Annotated in this window: 14 protein-coding genes; 6 read left to right on the top strand and 8 right to left on the bottom strand. The window is 60.5% G+C overall.

What is annotated here, in order from left to right:
* The first annotated feature begins 156 nt into the window (after positions 1-156).
* From ACXHRN_RS09340 to ACXHRN_RS09325, 4 genes are all read left to right on the top strand, one after another.
* Entirely contained in the window at positions 157-1,002 is an 846-nt protein-coding gene (locus ACXHRN_RS09340; protein WP_488641043.1) for a class I SAM-dependent methyltransferase, read from the top strand.
* Positions 1,003-1,901: 899 nt separating this feature from the next.
* Positions 1,902-2,810 carry a LysR family transcriptional regulator gene (locus tag ACXHRN_RS09335; RefSeq protein WP_488641042.1) on the top strand — a complete coding sequence of 303 codons (909 nt, stop codon included), beginning with the start codon at positions 1,902-1,904 and terminating at the stop codon, positions 2,808-2,810.
* Positions 2,811-3,512: 702 nt separating this feature from the next.
* Positions 3,513-3,983, top strand: a complete 471-nt coding sequence (locus ACXHRN_RS09330; protein WP_488641041.1) for a hypothetical protein — start codon at positions 3,513-3,515, stop codon at positions 3,981-3,983.
* A 150-nt stretch (positions 3,984-4,133) separates the two neighbouring features.
* Entirely contained in the window at positions 4,134-5,570 is a 1,437-nt protein-coding gene (locus ACXHRN_RS09325; protein ID WP_488641040.1) for an FAD-binding oxidoreductase, read from the top strand.
* Positions 5,571-5,636: 66 nt separating this feature from the next.
* On the opposite strand, the gene dusA is transcribed toward ACXHRN_RS09325, so the two are convergent.
* Positions 5,637-6,650 (bottom strand): tRNA dihydrouridine(20/20a) synthase DusA, encoded by a 1,014-nt coding sequence (dusA, locus tag ACXHRN_RS09320; RefSeq protein WP_488641039.1) that lies wholly within the window; start codon positions 6,648-6,650, stop codon positions 5,637-5,639.
* A gap of 1 nt (position 6,651) precedes the next feature.
* Positions 6,652-7,341 carry a TerC family protein gene (locus ACXHRN_RS09315; protein ID WP_488641038.1) on the bottom strand — a complete coding sequence of 230 codons (690 nt, stop codon included), beginning with the start codon at positions 7,339-7,341 and terminating at the stop codon, positions 6,652-6,654.
* 181 nt (positions 7,342-7,522) lie between these two features.
* On the opposite strand from ACXHRN_RS09315, the gene ACXHRN_RS09310 reads away from it, so the two are divergent.
* Positions 7,523-8,044: a gamma carbonic anhydrase family protein gene (locus ACXHRN_RS09310; protein WP_488641037.1), complete on the top strand. Its 522-nt coding sequence runs from the start codon at positions 7,523-7,525 to the stop codon at positions 8,042-8,044.
* 6 nt (positions 8,045-8,050) lie between these two features.
* On the opposite strand, the gene ACXHRN_RS09305 is transcribed toward ACXHRN_RS09310, so the two are convergent.
* The 5 genes from ACXHRN_RS09305 to ACXHRN_RS09285 all read right to left on the bottom strand — a co-directional run bounded on the left by ACXHRN_RS09305 (position 8,051) and on the right by ACXHRN_RS09285 (position 15,789).
* Positions 8,051-11,044, bottom strand: coding sequence for a putative bifunctional diguanylate cyclase/phosphodiesterase (locus tag ACXHRN_RS09305; RefSeq protein ID WP_488641036.1), 2,994 nt, complete (start codon positions 11,042-11,044; stop codon positions 8,051-8,053).
* Between the two features lie 166 nt (positions 11,045-11,210).
* Positions 11,211-13,571 carry a heavy metal translocating P-type ATPase gene (locus ACXHRN_RS09300; RefSeq protein WP_488641035.1) on the bottom strand — a complete coding sequence of 787 codons (2,361 nt, stop codon included), beginning with the start codon at positions 13,569-13,571 and terminating at the stop codon, positions 11,211-11,213.
* Positions 13,572-13,653: 82 nt separating this feature from the next.
* Positions 13,654-14,055, bottom strand: coding sequence for a Fur family transcriptional regulator (locus ACXHRN_RS09295; RefSeq protein ID WP_488641034.1), 402 nt, complete (start codon positions 14,053-14,055; stop codon positions 13,654-13,656).
* Complete coding sequence (locus ACXHRN_RS09290) at positions 14,052-14,873, bottom strand: iron chelate uptake ABC transporter family permease subunit (protein WP_488641033.1); 822 nt, start codon at positions 14,871-14,873, stop codon at positions 14,052-14,054. The genes ACXHRN_RS09295 and ACXHRN_RS09290 overlap by 4 nt, the downstream gene beginning before the upstream one ends.
* Complete coding sequence (locus tag ACXHRN_RS09285) at positions 14,866-15,789, bottom strand: ATP-binding cassette domain-containing protein (protein WP_488641870.1); 924 nt, start codon at positions 15,787-15,789, stop codon at positions 14,866-14,868. Before ACXHRN_RS09285 ends, ACXHRN_RS09290 begins: the two co-directional genes overlap by 8 nt.
* A 122-nt stretch (positions 15,790-15,911) precedes the next feature.
* Between ACXHRN_RS09285 and ACXHRN_RS09280 the strand changes: the two genes are divergently transcribed.
* Positions 15,912-16,838: a zinc ABC transporter substrate-binding protein gene (locus ACXHRN_RS09280; RefSeq protein WP_488641032.1), complete on the top strand. Its 927-nt coding sequence runs from the start codon at positions 15,912-15,914 to the stop codon at positions 16,836-16,838.
* Between the two features lie 8 nt (positions 16,839-16,846).
* Here the strand turns inward: ACXHRN_RS09280 and ACXHRN_RS09275 are convergent, their stop codons facing one another.
* Positions 16,847-17,221, bottom strand: a complete 375-nt coding sequence (locus ACXHRN_RS09275) for a hypothetical protein (RefSeq protein ID WP_488641031.1) — start codon at positions 17,219-17,221, stop codon at positions 16,847-16,849.
* Positions 17,222-17,268: the final 47 nt, after the last annotated feature.

The following is a 17,268-nucleotide window of genomic DNA, read 5'->3' as shown; positions in this document are numbered from 1 at the left end:
CGCCTCATAGCTGGCGGGACCAGCTCCCGGCTTGCGACCCGCATCACTCTCGGGCAACCTGCCTCCCGCTGTTCAACGGTTGCGAAAATGCTATGTTGCACTTTCTACCGGGCGGGATGCTGCGCCATGCCGCATCAGGAGAGTGGAAGACACACGATGAGCAACCCCTCGAATTCCGATCAAATCACATCGGCCGGGCACAAGCTCAGCGCCGGAGGACATCTTGACCTCCATTACCTGGCGCTGAAGGACGAGTATGACGCCACCCTTCGTGCCGCCGGCATCCAGCCCGGCTGGTCCGTGCTTGACGCAGGTGCGGGCAACGGGGTCTTCCTGCCGTTGATGGCGGAATTGCTGGGCAGCCAGGGACGCATCGAGGCTCTGGATCTGACACCGGAAAATGTCGAGGCAATCCAGGGCCTGATTGCGAGCCGGCAGTTTGCCTGTCCGGTCAGCGCGCGAACCGGCGACATCACCGCGCTGCCCTATGAGACCGGCACGTTCGATGCCGTCTGGAGCGCCAACGTCATCCAGTATCTGAGCGACGACGAACTCACCCGGACGATCGAGGAATTCCGCCGCGTCGTCAGGCCGGGCGGACTTGTGGCTGTGAAGGAGGTCGATATCTCGGTCTGGCAGTATCAGCCGCAGGATCCCAAACTGACATGGCGCCTGCTCGATGCGCTATCGGACGACAGGCAGATGTCCGGCGCCATGCGGGGCACGCGCGTGCCCGCCTGGTTTCGAGCGGCGGGCCTTGAGAACGTCTCGGCCATCACCACGCTCGCGGAGCGCCGTCAGCCACTAAGGCCCGTGGAGCGCCAATACATCCGCAACAACCTCGAATTCCTCTCCGGCCTCGCCCGCACGCGCGACTTGCCGGAAGCGGATCAACACCAATGGAAGGCGATCGGCGAAGAGCCGGACCGCCTGCTGTCCGACCCCGACTTCTGCTATCGCGAAATGTGGGTCCTCAGCTCGGGTACGGTGCCGAACGGCTAAGTCAACGTCGGCTGGGCGTTGTTGTGCAAGCGGCAAGCCGAGGGCGTGAGAGATCACCCCTCACCAAGTTCGCCAAGCCAATCGGCTGCGCCTCTTGGGGCTCACTATCCTCTCCCACAAGGGGAGAGGCAGAAATGCCGCGCCGCCGCGAGTCTACCTCTCCCCCGTGGGCTTCGGAGCGGTGGCCGAAGGCCAGAAATCGACGAAATCGATTTCAGCGAACGGAGGCCTGAGCGCGACGTCGCGCGAAGGCGATAGCAAGACCGCGAGAGGCGCAGCCGATCGTTTGGGCGCGCTTGGTGAGGGGTAACCGCCGCAGCTTGAAGCATCACATCTCTCCGGCTTGCCGAAGCAAGCCGATGCCTAGTTCAGCATGTCCAGGAACACATTTTGTATTCTTGTCCGCAGTCGCGTGCCCTGCTGGTCGTGCAGCTGCTGAAGACGTGCACGCAATCCGACAGGCAACTCTTTCGTTCGCCGGCATCTGCCACGTGAACAAAGCCGGAAAGGGAGTGACTGTTGCTGGTGCTCATACTGGAATCTAAACCACATTGATGTGAAGAGGCCGACAGAGATGTTGACGAGGAGCTGTCTCCGCATTCTTCAGCAGCGTTGGCCGGCACATTTGCAATGCCAAGCGAAACAAGGAATGCCAAGCGAGTTCCAATCTCTAGATAACGCATGATCTTCTCCCTTATTGTATTGAATTGACGGCAGATATCCTTAATGCAATCAAGTCTTCTTCTTGACTGGGCTTTCGAACACCGGCGATTCAATACGATGTTGTTATCCGCCATGCATGGCGACAGCATCATTTATTCAGATGACGCTGTTTCTGTCTTGTGCTAAGTTTTCGCTGGGCCGGTGCAAAAACTGCATCGGCAACGCAGAGGCTGCCCATGCGTTATCTGACCTCCGCTCACTACGTTGATGTGGTGGCCAAGGCTGGCTCCATCCGTGCCGCAGCTGAATCGCTTGCCATAACCTCGACAGCACTTAACCGCCGTATTCTGGCCATGGAGGCTGAGCTTGGGGTTGCTATCTTCGAGCGCCTGCCGCATGGAGTGCGGCTATCCAGTGCAGGCGAGCTTCTCGTCCACCACATGCGGCACCAGCTCTCGGATATGGAACGGGTAAAATCGCAGATTGCGGATCTAGCCGGCGCCCGGCGCGGCCACGTCGCAATCGCCTGCAGCCAAGCGCTTTTGCCCCATCACCTGCCGACCCAGATCGCGCTTTACCGAACGAAACACCCAAATGTAACTTTTGGCGTGCATCTGCGTGATCGCGAGGAGGCCGAGCGAGCATTGGTCGATCATACCGCCGACATCGCCATCGTCTACGAGCCGGCGCGGTTGTCCGCTTTCATGACCCTAATGCGGGTGCATCAGCCGGTGCACGTGGTCATGCGGCCGGGTCATCCGTTGGCCATGCATCAGACTGTCCGGCTGCGCGCTTGTCTCGATTATCCGATCGGGCTGCCCACATCACCTTATGGCGTGCGTTATCTGCTCGACATTGCGGCGCAATCGTCGACAATGCGCCTGGAGCCGGTGGTCGAGTCAGACAGCTTCGAATTCCTGCGCAACCACGCTATCTCGGAAGATATTATCACCTTCCATTTTCCCATTGGCCTCTCGGCGCAGACGATGACTGGCGAAATGATTTCTCGCCCGCTCGACCCGCGAGACGTCCCGCCCGGCGTGCTTTATGTAGGTCAGCTCAAGGGGCGCACTTTGCCAGTTGCCGCCGCCCGCTTCGCTGATCAGCTTTGCGCCTCTATCGCGGAGGTGAATCAAGCCTCCTGACTCGGTTGGGGCGCTGGGAAATGGCGCTCATTGAGGCACCGGCAGGCCGCACGACCGCTAGGAATGTGCCGGCCACGCGCACTCATGTAGGTAGCCTCAGTTGCACAAGGTGGCGTTAGGAGCTTCGATCCGGAATGCACCGATGCGACTATCCCCGCATTCGCCATAGTTGCCAGCGGCGTGAGAGCCACTTGATTGCGAGCACCCAGGCGAACTCCCCAAGTAATGACCACCCTGGGTCAGACGCAGCCTCGAAAATAAATTTCACCCCCTTTATCCCCGCCCTCCGCACCTCCCGTATAATACCCCTCGTCCCATCACGGATACACCATGAGGCGTCATGGCGAGGTGGGGCCGGTGCCTGGTTTGAGAGGACGACGTAAATTCTCTTATCGGGGGCTTGTGAGAAACGGAGCCCTCTTCGGCGGCGTTCGAAAGGACGTGGCTGGCCGCGGACGTGCCTCAGAGGCACACATCTCCCCACCGGGCACACTGCCGCGGTGGGGAAGCAGATCTCCAGGTTCGCAGGCAAAAACCACCGAAACGGGGCACATTGCGTGTCACCTATAAAACTTACCTGAGGCACACGATGTGCCCCGGCCTAAATGCCCGCACCCTCTGGAGGGAAACGGGCCGACAATATTCAAGCCACGGAGCGGAAACGCTCGCGCGAATGCAATCCCGTGCCCAAAGGAGCGCCCCATGCCGATACAAGAAGAAGCCGCCGTTGCTCATGTCAGCGCCGTGCTTCTGCGCGGTTGCATCAACGAGCTGCGCTTTCCCCGCATCTGCCCGTCGCGCTCCTGCCGCCGCCACCACAACTGCCGCGACATCAGCGATGGCGAGCCGCGCTGCCTGACGGCGCTTCACCACATCGACCATCGTGCCCTTGCTGATCTGTTCGAGCTCGCCACGGCAATCCTTTCGCGCCGCCATCCGCCCCGCCGCTCGAAAGATGCGGTCCAACGTGACCTGGAAGATCAGGCAATCGTGGTCATCTACGTCAGCCTCGGCGCCCTGCCCGCATACAGGCCGTGGTTCCTCGACTGGACCGACCGCTACAACGCTCCGGAAGCGCCGCCGGTCGACACATCTGCCGTGCTTGCCGAGATGAAAGCGACGCTGGCACGCGACAAGATAATGAGCGATTTCAGAAACTTGCGAACCAGTTAACGTAAGGTGTGCCATCTCCGCACCTTTCGCGTGCTTGCTTTGGGCGGGTCGAAGGAGCAAGATTCGCCGCGTCGAACATGCAGCCTTCAACACTGAGTGCAACCATTTACCGGTGAAAGGCTCTAACCCCAAAAAGGGAGGACCCCAATCATGAACGACGCAAGACTCACCACATTGCAGACCGGCCAGACCACTGTCAGCGGCGCAATCATCGACGCCCTCGCCATGCAGGAGCGCGGACGCGTGCTGCAACCCGGTGACGCCGCCTATGAGGAGGCCCGCAAGATCTGGAATGCCATGATCGACCGCAAGCCGGCCCTCATCGTTCAGTGCTTCGGCGCCGCCGACGTCATGCATGCCGTCGAGCTGGCCCGCGACAACAACCTGCTCGTCGCCGTGCGCGGCGGCGGCCACAACATTGCCGGCAATGCCGTCTGCGATGGCGGCCTGATGATCGATCTGTCGCCGATGAATTCCGTGCGCGTCGATGTCGCCGCAAGGCGGGCCTGGGTCGGGCCGGGCGCAACGCTCGCCGATGTCGACAAGGAGACCGCCGCCTTCGGCATGGTCATCCCCACCGGCATCAATTCCACCACCGGCATCGCCGGCCTGACGCTCGGCGGCGGTTTTGGCTGGACCACCCGCAAGTTCGGCCTGACGCTCGACTGCCTGATGTCCTGCGACGTGGTGACGGCGGATGGCCGCATGCTCAAGGCCAGCGCCACCGAAAACGCCGACCTTTTCTGGGCGCTGCGCGGCGGCGGCGGCAATTTCGGCATCGTCACGTCGTTCGAGTTCAAGCTCAATCCGCTCGGGCCGCAGGTCATGGCCGGGCTGGTCGTGCATCCCTTCGCCGATGCGCGGCATATCCTGTCCGAATATCGCAAGGCGCTGGAAACCGCTCCTGATGAGTTGACCTGCTGGGTGGTGATGCGCAAGGCGCCGCCGCTGCCCTTCCTGCCCGCCGAATGGCACGGCAAGGAGATCCTGGCGCTCGCCATGTGCTATTGCGGCGATATGGCCAAGGCCGAACAGGCCTGCGCCCAGCTGCGTGGCATCGGCAGGCCGATCGCCGACGTGGTCGCACCCTGCCCGTTCACGGCCTGGCAGCAGGCCTTCGATCCGCTGCTGGAAAAGGGTGCCCGCAACTACTGGAAGAGCCATGATTTCATGGAACTTTCCGATCCGGCGATCGACGTCGTGCTCGAGGCGGTGCGCAACCTTCCGGGACCGGAATGCGAGATCTTCGTCGGCCATGTCGGCGGTGCCGCCGGGCGCGTGGCGGCCAATTCGACCGCGTTCCCGCAACGCAATTCGCATTTCGTCATGAATGTGCATGCCCGCTGGCGCGAACCCGCAATGGACAAGACCTGCATCGACTGGGCGCGCAAGCTGTTCGACGCGGCAAAGCCGCATGCGATCGGCACGGCCTATATCAACTTCATGCCGGCCGACGAAGGCGATCGTGTCGAAGCTGCCTATGGCGGCAACTACCAGCGGCTGTCGCGGATCAAGAAGATGTATGACCCGCAGAACATGTTCCGGATGAACCAGAACATCCGGCCTGATATGGGCATGGCCCATTGACGGCAGAGCGGGATGAGGAAAAGTGTATGCGGTTTTCCGCCCGCATCCCGCTCCTATTTGAATCGATCACTCCGCCGCGACACCAGCGGCGGAGCCGATGCCAACCGCCTCGAAGGCGAGAGCGATGACCTCCGCCCCCGCCCCCGGGCGGTTGGCGTCGGTCGACAGGATCTGCCGGTAGCGACGGGCACCGTCGATGCCGACGAACAGGCCGATCATGTGGCGGGTGACGTTGCCGAGCCGTCCGCCTGAGGCAATGAACTGCCCGGCATAGTCCATCATCGCATCGCGCACGAAAATCCAGTCTGGTTCCACCGCCGGCGCGCCGAACAAACGATGGTCGACATCGGCGAGGATGGCAGTATTGTGATAGGCAGCGCGGCCGAGCATGACGCCGTCGACATGATTCAAATGCTCAGCGGCCTGATCGAGATCGGCGATACCACCATTGATACCGATGAAAACATTCGGATATTTCTGCTTGAGACGATAGACCCGATCGTAATCCAGCGGCGGGATTTCGCGATTTTCCTTCGGCGAAAGACCCTTGAGCCAGGCCTTGCGAGCGTGCACCCACAGCGCATCGGCGCCGGCATCAAGGACGCGGGCGGCAAGTTCGTCCAGCGCCGTTTCCGGGTCCTGCTCGTCAACACCGATCCGGCATTTGACGGTGACGGGAACACTGGAAGCCTTTTTCATCGCGGCGATGCAATCGGCCACGACATCGGGCGTCTGCATCAGACAGGCGCCGAACGTACCGGATTGCACCCGGTCCGACGGACAGCCGACATTGAGGTTGATCTCGTCATAGCCGAAGTCGAGGCCGATACGTGTGGCTTCGGCCAGTTTGCCGGGGTCGGAGCCGCCAAGCTGCAGCGCTGTGGGATGTTCGCTGGCGTCGAAACCCAGCAGCCGCTCGCGCTTCCCATGGATCGCCGCATCGGCGACAATCATCTCGGTGTAAAGCAGCGCCTTCCTGGACAGCAGGCGGTGCAGGTAACGACAATGGCGGTCCGTCCAGTCGATCATCGGCGCGACGGCAAACACCTTCGTTCCGGAACTGAGGGCGGCCGCGTACATTTTAGTTCACCACGGCTACGCTGCTCTTGAGCAGCGGAATGGCCGGCAGCGTGTGGCCGAGCACTTCGTCGGCGCCTTCGTAGACCATGCGGACGGCGACGAAGAGGATGATGATGAAGCCGACCCAGGCGATCCACTTGAACTTGTTGAGCAGCTTGGCAATGACGGCAGAGGCCGCACCCATCATCACAACGGAGAGTGCGAGACCGAAGATCAGCGCCCAGAGATGGTCACGCGCAGCACCCGCAACGGCCAGCACATTGTCCAGCGACATGGACACGTCAGCGATGATGATCTGTGTCACCGCCTGACGCAACGTCTTGCCGCCATTCTTGGCGCCAACCGTGCCGTCAGAATTCTCATCGAGACCAGTCAGCGCCTCCTCGGCCTCGTGCATTTGGCGTTCGGTGGTCACCAGTTCGCGATACATCTTCCAGCACACCCAGAGCAGCAAGATACCGCCGAGCAGGATCAGGCCGACGATCTGCATCAGCCATGTCGTCGCCAGCGCAAAGACGATTCTGAGCACGGTGGCGGCAAGAATGCCGATCAGGATCGCCTTCCTGCGGAGAGGCGCAGGCAACCCTGCCGCAGCCATGCCGATCACGATAGCATTGTCGCCAGCAAGCACCAGATCGATCATGATGACTTGCAGGAGGGCGGCGAGAGCCGCATAATCGAGACCGAGCATGAGGTTGGATTTCTCCGGTTAAGCGTTGCCCTGGGGCGAAATTTCAGGTTGCTTGCCAATTGGACGGAATTATCGCTGCTGTCAACCAGCCAGCGGCAGGCTAGCGCCAAAGTGGGGTCGTGGGCTCAAATTGCAAGGTTTTTCCACGACCCTGCACGAATGATGAAATGGAGAATGAAGCATGCCGCTCTATGCATTGGGGGAACATCGCCCCCTCACCCTCGGTTCCCATTGGCTGGCGCCGGGCGCCCATGTGATCGGCAAGGTGGTGTTGGGGACCGATGTCGGCGTCTGGTTCGGCGCCGTGCTGCGCGGCGACAATGAGACGATCTCCGTGGGTGCCGGCAGCAACATCCAGGAAGGCGCGATGATCCACACCGATATGGGCTACCCTGTCACGATCGGCGCCGGCTGCACCATTGGCCATCACGCCATCATCCATGGCTGCACGATTGGCAACAACTCTCTAGTCGGCATGGGCGCGACCATCCTCAACGGCGCCAGGATCGGCAACAATTGCCTGGTCGGCGCCAATGCGCTGGTGACCGAAGGCAAGGAGTTTCCGGATGGCTCGCTGATCGTCGGCAGCCCCGCCCGCCTCGTCCGACCGCTGGATGAGGAAGCCATCGCAGGCCTCAAGAAATCGGCAGAAAGCTACGTGGCCAACTGGCAGCGCTTCGCCGGTGAGATGAAGCTTCTTTGATTCCGCTTATGCGGAACGCAGGCTATCCTCGCGGAATAGCTTGAAAGTTTCGGCAGATGGCATCGGCCGCCCGAAATAGTAGCCCTGGGCGAGGCCACATCCCAACTGGCGAAGCACATCCGCCTGGCCGAGCGTTTCCACCCCTTCGGCCGTGGTTACCATGCCGAGGTCGCGGCAGAGATGGGTCACTGCGCGGATGATGGCGAGCGATTCCGGATTGTCGCTCATGCCGCGCACGAAACTCTGGTCGATCTTGATGCGGTGGAACGGGAATTTCCTGATGTAGCTCAGGCTCGAATAGCCCGTTCCGAAATCGTCCATGGCGAAATGCACGCCGAGCGCATGGATTTCGTTGAGCGACGCCATGGTCTGGTCGGTGTCGTTGAGGAACACACCTTCGGTGATCTCCAGCATCAGCCGATCTGGATGCAGTCCGCTCTTGGCAAGGGCCGCCGCCACAGTCAGAGGCAGGTGGCCCGAGTTGAACTGCAGCGGCGAAATATTGACCGCAATGCTGATATGCTCCGGCCAGCGCGTTGCCATGGCGCAGGCGGTATCGAGGATCCAGACACCCATCTCGTTTATCAGCCCGGCTTCCTCGGCGACGGGAATGAACTCCGCAGGTGAAACGTTGCCGCGGCGCGGATGCGACCAGCGGATCAGAGCTTCGAAGCCGACGATGGACTCGTCGCCAAGGCCGACGATCGGTTGATAGTGGAGTTCGAACTGCTTGAGGGCCAGCGCCTCGCGCAGATCGTGCTCCATTTCGTGCCAGTCGCGCATGCGACGGTCCATGTCCTTCTCGAAGAACCGGTGCTGCCCCTTGCCCTCCTGCTTGGCGCAGTAGAGCGCAAGGTCAGCATTCTTGGAAAGGTCGTCAGCGTCCGAACCATCGATGGGCGCGATCGCAATGCCGATCGAGGTGCCAATGACAATATGGTGGCCACTGATATCGAAAGGCTCGGAGATGCGGCGGATTATTTCTTTTGCCAGTTGTTCGGCGCCGTGCGGTTGGGCAACACCAGTCTGGTAGACCGCAAACTCGTCGCCGCCGAGGCGGGCGGCAAAGCAATTATCGTCAAGGCCGGTGCGCAGGCGTTCGGCTACTTGCACCAGCAGCGCATCGCCGACAGGATGGCCCAATGTGTCATTGACGATCTTGAAGCGATCGAGATCAAGGCAGAGCAGCGCCGTTTGCGATTGGGGATCGCTATCCATCGCATGACGGGTGATATGGGTGCGAAACAGGGTTCGGTTGGCGAGATCAGTCAAGCTGTCATGTAGCGCCATATGGGCGATCTTGGCGCTCGCGGCCTGCTTTTCGGTGATATCCTCGTGGGTCACGACGTGGCCGCCGTCAGGCAGGCGCATCACGGTCATGGTCATGATGCGACCGTCGTCGAGTTCGACCACACGCTGGGATGTCTGGTAGCCGGAGCCGCCATCATTCTTGCCCGAGAGGATATCGTCTGACAGCGTGCGGCGGACACCTGCCCCACCTTCACGACAAAGCGCAATGAAATCACTGACCTGCATGCCGAAGAGTTTCGTCGCAGAGCCGATATTGTAAAGCTCCTGTAGCCTGCGATTGGCGATAATGATGCGGCCATTGCGATCGAGCATGTAGAGGCCTTGCGGCATGTTCTCGATCGCGCCGTGCAGGCGATCTCGCTGCAGGCTGATTTCAGCCCGCGTCGTTTCCTGCAACTCCCGCCTGGCGTTCGAAAGCGCGTGGAACGTGCGGGCGAACTGATTGGCGAGGTCGCCGATTTCATCGCGTCGCATCAGCAACTCGGCGTCGACCGGCGTCGTCTCGCTGCGCATCGCCAGGCCGAGGTTGCTGACATTGTCCGTCAGCGCTTCGAGCGGCGTGGTCACCGCCCGCTTCAGATACCAGCCGATCAGCAGCGCCAGCACAGCGCCGACAACGACACCAGCGGCAATTTCCCAGTTGGCAAGGTTGGCGTCGCTTTCGGTGCGCAATTGCGCATTGCGGTTAATACGCTGGGCGACGTCCATGATGTTGAGGAGTGCCACCGAGAACTGCCCCTGCTCCCGCTGCAGGCGTAGCACCAGCGACTGCTTGACGCGTTCGTTTTGCAACAACGCCGCCTGCGAGTTGAACAGCGATTCAGCCGCGGTGTGCGACATTTGCTTGGTCTGGTCGGCGAGCACCAGCAGATTGACATACTCGTTGGCGCGACCGTTCGCAGTGAAATAGGATCTGAGCCCCTTCACGTTCTTCTCGAGCGCCAGGATCTTGATCCAATAGCCTTTCCGGAGACGCTCGAGCTCGAAGGACTTGGTGGTGCTGCCGAGCACCGAACCGACATTGACGAGATCGGTCACCAGGATTTTGAGGCGATAGAAATCCCGCAGCCGGCTCCAGGTTTCGCGTGCCTGGTCACCGGCGGCATCAGCCTCCAGAACAGCGGAAACAGGAACCTCGGCCCCCAGTGCCATGCCGTAGCGAATGTCCGGCAACTGCGCTTCGAGCATGATGATGTTCATCGATGCCTGCACCGCGATCAGGTTCGCGGACGAGCGCATGGCGTTCTCGGCGGTCGAAACATGGCTCCGTGCCGTGGTGCTCTTGCGGCAGATATCGAGCAGCGCCTGGCGCGTCTTGAAGATCTTGTTGCCGGAAAATTCGTAGCGATTGAGCTCGGTCGCAGCATCCGCGACTTTGGCAAGCTTTTTCAGCTCGATGAGCTTGACACGCTGGTTTTCCTGGGACTGCTCCAGATAGCGTGTAGCGCCCTCCAGGCCCGCGCAATTCTTCATCACCGGATCGAAGATGCTTTGCAGTTTCTGGTAGCTTTCGGAGAGCGAAATGACGCCGATCAGCAGTGGTGAAGCCGACATGGCGGAGAAATTGACCGAGGCTTCCACCTTGCGGACATTGTAGACGGCGTTGACGCCGGAAAAAGTCGCGGCGATCAGCGAAATGCCAACGCCGAGCATAACCTTGTTGCGGAATCGAATATTCGATCCCTTCAAGGTATCGCCCAATCTAGCCCAGAAAGCGCCCGCCATCCTGCACCCGTCATGCCCTGAAACAGGCATATGTCTCCCACGGCGCAATTGTTATAGAATACTACTTGAAAATGAATTAATCGATTGAACAATCATTCTTTGAGCCGCTTGGGTTGCTAAGCTAGGTATTTCACAGCCTCGCGCGGCGCAGCCGCAACGCGTTCGCCACCACCGAAACGGATGACAGGCTCATCGCACCCGCGGCGATCATCGGTGACAGGAGCATGCCGGTAACCGGATAGAGCACACCGGCCGCGACCGGAACACCGACGACGTTATAAGCAAAGGCAAAGAACAGGTTCTGCTTGATGTTCGATATCGTTGCCTCGGCAAGCTTGCGGGCCCGCAGGACTGCGGCCAGCTCGCCTTTGAGCAGGGTAATGCCCGCACTTTTCAACGCCACGTCAGCGCCAGTGCCCATGGCCATGCCGACATCGGCAGCAGCCAGCGCCGGCGCATCATTGATGCCGTCGCCGGCCATGACCACCACGCGACCGCTCGCCTGAAGCCTGTCGATCAGGGTCTTCTTGTCCTCGGGCGACTGGCTGGCATGGATTTCGGCAAGGCCGAGCGCCTTTCCGACATGACGCGCCGTGGCCTCGCTGTCTCCGGTCGCCATGATCACCCGCATGCCCGATTTCGTCAGCGCATCCACCATCGCCTTGGCGTCCGGCTTGATTGGATCGGAGACGGAGATCAGCGCGGCGATCTCACCGTCGACGGTGCAGTAGAAGACGGTTTCGCCAAAGTCTCGCATTGTGTCGGCCATCTCACGGACATCGCCCAGATCGACTTCATTGGCGCCCATCAGCGACTCGTTGCCAAGCATGATCCGGGCACCGCCAACCGTGCCGATAATGCCGCGACCATTGACAGCCTCGAAATTCTCGACCTTTTCGAGCGTCAGCCCCCTGGCACGGGCGCCTTCGACAATCGCTTCGGCAATCGGGTGCTCCGAGCCATTTTCCAGCGCTGCCGCCAGCGCCAGCACACGATCGGCCGTCAGTCCCGTCACCGGCATGACGGAGCGAAGGGTCGGCTTGCCGAGTGTCAGGGTGCCGGTCTTGTCGATCACGAGCGTGTCGGCGGATGCGAGGCGCTCGAGGCTGGCAGCATCGCGGACCAGCACACCTGCTTCCGCCCCACGGCCAGTCGCCGTCATCACCGAAATGGGCGTCGCAAGCCCCAGCGCACAGGGGCAGGCAATGATCAGCACCGACACCGCTGTAATCACGGCGTAGACCAGTCGCGGCTGCGGCCCGAGCATCAGCCACGCGGTAAATGCCCAGATCGCCACCAGCAGGACAATCGGCACAAACCAGGCGGAAACGCGGTCGGCGAGTTTCTGGATCGGTGCCCGAGAGCGTTGCGCTTCGGCAACCATCTGCACGATACGCGAGAGCAGGGTGTCGGCACCGACAAGGCCGGCCCGCATCACGAATTGTCCGGAGCGGTTCATCGTCCCGCCAGTGACGGCGGAGCCCACGGCCTTTTCCACCGGCACAGGTTCGCCGGTGATCATGCTCTCATCGACCGTGGAATTTCCTTCGGTGACATCACCGTCGACCGGCACCGTTTCGCCGGGCCGGACGCGCAACAGGTCACCGGGCAGGATGTTTTCGAGCGGCGCATCGAACTCGATACCGTCGGGCTGTAAGCGTCGTGCAGTCTTGGGTGCCAGCTTGCTCAGCGCCCGGATCGCTTCGCCGGTGCGTGCCCTTGCCCTCAGTTCGAGGACCTGCCCGAGAAAGACCAGTGCCACGATGACAGCAGCGGCCTCGAAATAGACGGGTATTTCCCCCATATGGCCGGCAAGCGCCGGCGGGAAAAGCTGAGGCGCCACGGTCGCAACCACGCTGTAGGCGAAGGCGGCGAGCACGCCAAGTGCGATCAGCGTCCACATATTGAGATGCCAGGTGCGGACCGACACCCATCCACGCTCGAAGAACGGCTTGGCCGCCCAGAGTACGACGGGAGCGGCGAGCAGCAACTCGAGATAATTGGCAATACCATGACCGATCCAGTCTCGGATCGGCAGGCCCAGCATCGGGCCCATCGACAGGATAAGCAACGGAATGGAAAAGGCCGTACTGACAAGGAAGCGACGGGTGAAATCCACCAGCTCGGGATTCGGGCCCTCGACCTCCGCCGGATTCATCGGTTCGAGCGCCATGCCGCAGATCGGGCAAGCGCCGGGTTCCGAGCGGACGATCTCCGGGTCCATCGGGCAGAAATACTGCACGGCGGCCTTTGCCTGCTTCGGCTTCTCCTTCGAGCGGCCCGATACATAGAACCGCGGATCGGCGGCAAACTTGCCGCGGCAGCGCTCGCTACAGAAATGATACTCGGTGCCTTGATAGGCGATGCTCGGCTTGCCGATGCCGAGCTTCACCGACATGCCGCAGACGGGATCGATGGCTGTGCCGCTCTCTGCGATAGCATTCTGAGCGTCAAAAATGTGATCGGTGGAATGAGAGTCGTGATGTTGCATTCTGCCTTTGTAGCAGGTTCAGCATCGCTGTCATCTGCGTCCGGAGCGCGCAGTCAAAGGAAGTTCGCGGCGCTGATCCAGATCAGGCGCAGGCCTTGCAGGCACCACGGATCTCGATCGTGGTTTTTTCGGGCTTGAAATGGCTGGCCTTCTGCCACTCCGCCAGCCGATGCTCGATCGTATGATCGTGGAATTCGGTGACATTGCCGCAGCTGTCGCAAATGGCGAAAGCGGTCACGCCATGCTGATGGGCTTCATGGTCATGCGGATCGGCGCAAGCGACAAACGCGTTGATACTTTCAAGCCGATGCACCAACCCGAACTCGATCAGCTTTTCCAGCGCACGATAGACCTGCAGCGGCGCACGAAAACCATCGCCGCGCAATCGGTCGAGAATATCATAGGCGCTCTGTGGCCCGCCTGTCGCACTCAGCGCCGAGAGCACGAGCGTCTGGTTGCGGGTAAGATCCTGCTGGGCGGTCATGACCGTCCTCCTTCCTGTGCGGCCATGCGCCGGCCGAATGGCATCGGCAGAAGGCTGAACACAAACAAAACAAGTGCAGCGACCACGATCGACGGCCCCGATGGCGTGTCGAAGGTCAGCGAACCGTAGAGCCCGCCGACTACGGCAATCACACCGATCAGCGCTGATAGCACCGCCATGATCTCCGGCGACACCGAGAAACGTCTTGCTGCCGCAGCCGGAATGATCAGCAGCGAGGTGATCAGCAAAATGCCGACGATCTTCATGGCGATGGCAATCACCAGCGCCAGAAGAAGCATGAAGATCAACCGGGCGCGCTTCGGGTTCAGTCCTTCGGCTTCGGCGAGATCTTCCGATACCGTCGCAGCAATCAGCGGCTTCCAGAGATAGACGAGCGTCATCAGCACAAGGATGCCGCCGCCCCAGATGATGTCGATATCGCCCTCACCCACCGCGAGAATATCGCCGAACAGGAAGCTGACCAGATCGACCCGCACCCATGTCATGAACGCCAGGATCACCAGCCCGACCGATAGCGAGGCATGCGACAGAATGCCGAGCAGCGCGTCCGCGGACAGCGTTCCGGCGCGTTGCAGCAGCAACAGCAACAGCGACACGCCGGCGGCGACCACGAAAACCGCGATCATGATGTTGAGATTGAAGAGCAGCGACAGCGCCACGCCCAGCAAGGCCGAATGCGCCATCGTGTCGCCGAAATAGGCCATGCGCCGCCAGACGATGAAGCAGCCGAGCGGACCGGTGGTGAGCGCAAGCCCTGCTCCGGCAACGATGGCGCGAACGAAGAAATCGTCAAACATCGGCGCTGTCCTCCTTGGCGGACTTCACAGGCGCCAGCCGGCTGTGATCATGACCGCAGGAGCAGTTCGCCCCATGCACATGATCATGGCCGGCGTGATCGTCATGCTGATGGCCGTCATGGTGCCCATCGCCGGGGTGGCAACTATCGGTCACCGAGCCGTCGTTGTGCAACACGCGACCGTCAGGCAGATGCGTATGGTCGTGATGATGCGTGTAGATCGCCAGCGCGCCCGCTCCGCGCATGCCGAACAAACGCTGGTACTCCTCGCTCTGCGAAACCATTTCGGGCGTTCCAGTGCAGCAGACATGGCCATTCAGGCAGACCACCGTATCGGTCGCCGCCATCACCACATGCAGGTCATGCGAGATCAGCAGCACGCCGCAGCCGGAGCGGTCGCGGATCTCGCCGATCAGCTCGTAAAGCGCAATTTCGCCGTTGTAGTCGACGCCCTGCACGGGCTCGTCGAGCACCAGCAGGTCTGGCTTGCGGGCAATGGCGCGGGCGAGCAGCGCGCGCTGGAACTCTCCACCCGAGAGATGCTGGACCTCGGCCTTGGCGAGGTGCGAAATGCCGGTCTCGGCCAGCGCGGCCGAGATTTCCTTGCGCGAAGGCGAGCCCGTGAGCGTCATCAGTCTCTCGACCGTCAGCGGCATGGTGCGATCGATCTGCATTTTTTGCGGCACATAGCCGATCCTGAGATCGGGCCGCGCCGCCACTGTACCCTCGTCCGGCTTGAGCAGCCCGAGCGCCATGCGCGCCGAGGTCGACTTGCCGGAACCGTTGGGGCCGATCAGCGTGACGATCTCGCCGCGCTTGATCTCGAAGGAGACGCCGCGCACCAGCCAGCGGCCCTGGCGGCTCGCGCCAGCATTGTCGAGACCGACCAGTCTCCCTTTTTCTTCCGCGCGCTTCAGCATGAAAAATTTCCGTTTTCGGGGCTTGGCACTGGGTATGCCATACGTTATAGCATAACACAATAAATGTAATAACATAACATTCCATTTATCTAGGCAGCATGATGAGAAGGATCAAGTCCATGCTTTCGAAATCCCGCAAAACCCTGCTCGCGACGCTTCTGCTGGCGGCTTCATATACCACCGCCTTCGCAGCACCTGATGTGATCGTCTCGATCAAGCCGATCCATTCGCTGGTCGCATCGATCATGAAAGGTGTGGCCGCACCCGGGCTGATCGTCGATGGTGTCGCCTCGCCGCACACCTACCAGATGAAGCCGTCGGATGCGACGCGGCTGCAGAACGCGGAAATCGTCTTCTGGGTTGGCCATGATCTCGAAAAGTTCATGGAAAAGCCGCTGGAGACGCTGGGCTCGAAAGCCAGGATCGTCGAGCTTGATGACGCACCCGGATTGATCAAGCTGCCGACGCGTGAGAGCGGCACATTCGAGCCGCATGCCGATGGTGACGAGCATCATGAGGGGGAAGTCGAATACGACCTGCATCTCTGGCTGAACACATCAAATGCCAAGGCAATGGCGGCGGAGATCGAAAAGACGCTTGTCGACGCCGACCCCGGAAATGCGCAGCTTTATGTCAAGAACCTCAATGACTTGAACGCCAAGCTTGATTCACTTTCTGCAGAAATCAGGCAGACGGTCGCGCCGATCAAGGACAAGCCTTTCATCGTCTTCCATGACGCCTACCAGTATTTCGAGAAGGAATTCGGGGTTGCCGTGGCCGGCTCCATAACCGTGACGCCGGAAAACATGCCCGGCGCAGCCCGGATCAGCCAGATCCACGACAAGGTCAAGACGCTTAAGAGCACCTGCGTGTTTGCCGAACCGCAATTCGAGCCAAAGCTGATCAGCGTCGTGCTGGAAGGTACCGATGCCAAGACCGGCACGCTCGATCCGGAAGCCGGCGCATTGAAAGCCGGCGAGAACCTCTATGGCGACATGATGCTGGGCATCGCAAAGTCGTTGAAGGAATGCCTTTCGGCTGGGTGACGATACGCTTACTGATCCCGCTTAAACAGCTCTTTTAAGGACTTCGGTTTGGACGAAAAACCAACCCATTCGAGCTGTGCGAAAAAGCAAGATAGCGTTCCCAGCAGGTGCTGACCCGCAAGGAATAGAACAAACGCTGTTCCGCCAAGAAGCGCTGCAAAGGCCAGCGCTATCCATTTCTTGTACCCAGTAAGCACCACCGGCCAGGATATAACGGCGCCCAATAAGATCAGTGTGAAGTAGGGAAAGATTCTACTGGTTTCGAAGCCCATAAAACTGGGATTTGCCGCATGAAGAAAGCAAAATACAACGGCACCGGCTGTAAGAAATAAACCCAAGATAAAATGCTTCAACGAGGCGCTGCCAAAAACAAGTGAAAACATAACCAACTTGAAACGTAGAGAAATCTTAGCTTGCAACTACGAGATTA

It is taken from the genome of Shinella sp. OV683, from assembly GCF_057787725.1.
Note: the sequence above shows the minus strand (reverse complement) of the source record. Positions and strands in the feature narration are given on the sequence as shown.

Bases quoted from the DNA above. Each gene is read 5' to 3' on its own strand.
- ACXHRN_RS09340 (WP_488641043.1), top strand. From the start codon at position 157: ATGAGCAACCCCTCGAATTCCGATCAAATCACATCGGCCGGGCACAAG.
- ACXHRN_RS09335 (WP_488641042.1), top strand. From the start codon at position 1,902: ATGCGTTATCTGACCTCCGCTCACTACGTTGATGTGGTGGCCAAGGCT.
- ACXHRN_RS09330 (WP_488641041.1), top strand. From the start codon at position 3,513: ATGCCGATACAAGAAGAAGCCGCCGTTGCTCATGTCAGCGCCGTGCTT.
- ACXHRN_RS09325 (WP_488641040.1), top strand. From the start codon at position 4,134: ATGAACGACGCAAGACTCACCACATTGCAGACCGGCCAGACCACTGTC.
- dusA (WP_488641039.1), bottom strand. From the start codon at position 6,650: ATGTACGCGGCCGCCCTCAGTTCCGGAACGAAGGTGTTTGCCGTCGCG.
- ACXHRN_RS09315 (WP_488641038.1), bottom strand. From the start codon at position 7,341: ATGCTCGGTCTCGATTATGCGGCTCTCGCCGCCCTCCTGCAAGTCATC.
- ACXHRN_RS09310 (WP_488641037.1), top strand. From the start codon at position 7,523: ATGCCGCTCTATGCATTGGGGGAACATCGCCCCCTCACCCTCGGTTCC.
- ACXHRN_RS09300 (WP_488641035.1), bottom strand. From the start codon at position 13,571: ATGCAACATCACGACTCTCATTCCACCGATCACATTTTTGACGCTCAG.
- ACXHRN_RS09295 (WP_488641034.1), bottom strand. From the start codon at position 14,055: ATGACCGCCCAGCAGGATCTTACCCGCAACCAGACGCTCGTGCTCTCG.
- ACXHRN_RS09290 (WP_488641033.1), bottom strand. From the start codon at position 14,873: ATGTTTGACGATTTCTTCGTTCGCGCCATCGTTGCCGGAGCAGGGCTT.
- ACXHRN_RS09280 (WP_488641032.1), top strand. From the start codon at position 15,912: ATGCTTTCGAAATCCCGCAAAACCCTGCTCGCGACGCTTCTGCTGGCG.
- ACXHRN_RS09275 (WP_488641031.1), bottom strand. From the start codon at position 17,221: ATGTTTTCACTTGTTTTTGGCAGCGCCTCGTTGAAGCATTTTATCTTG.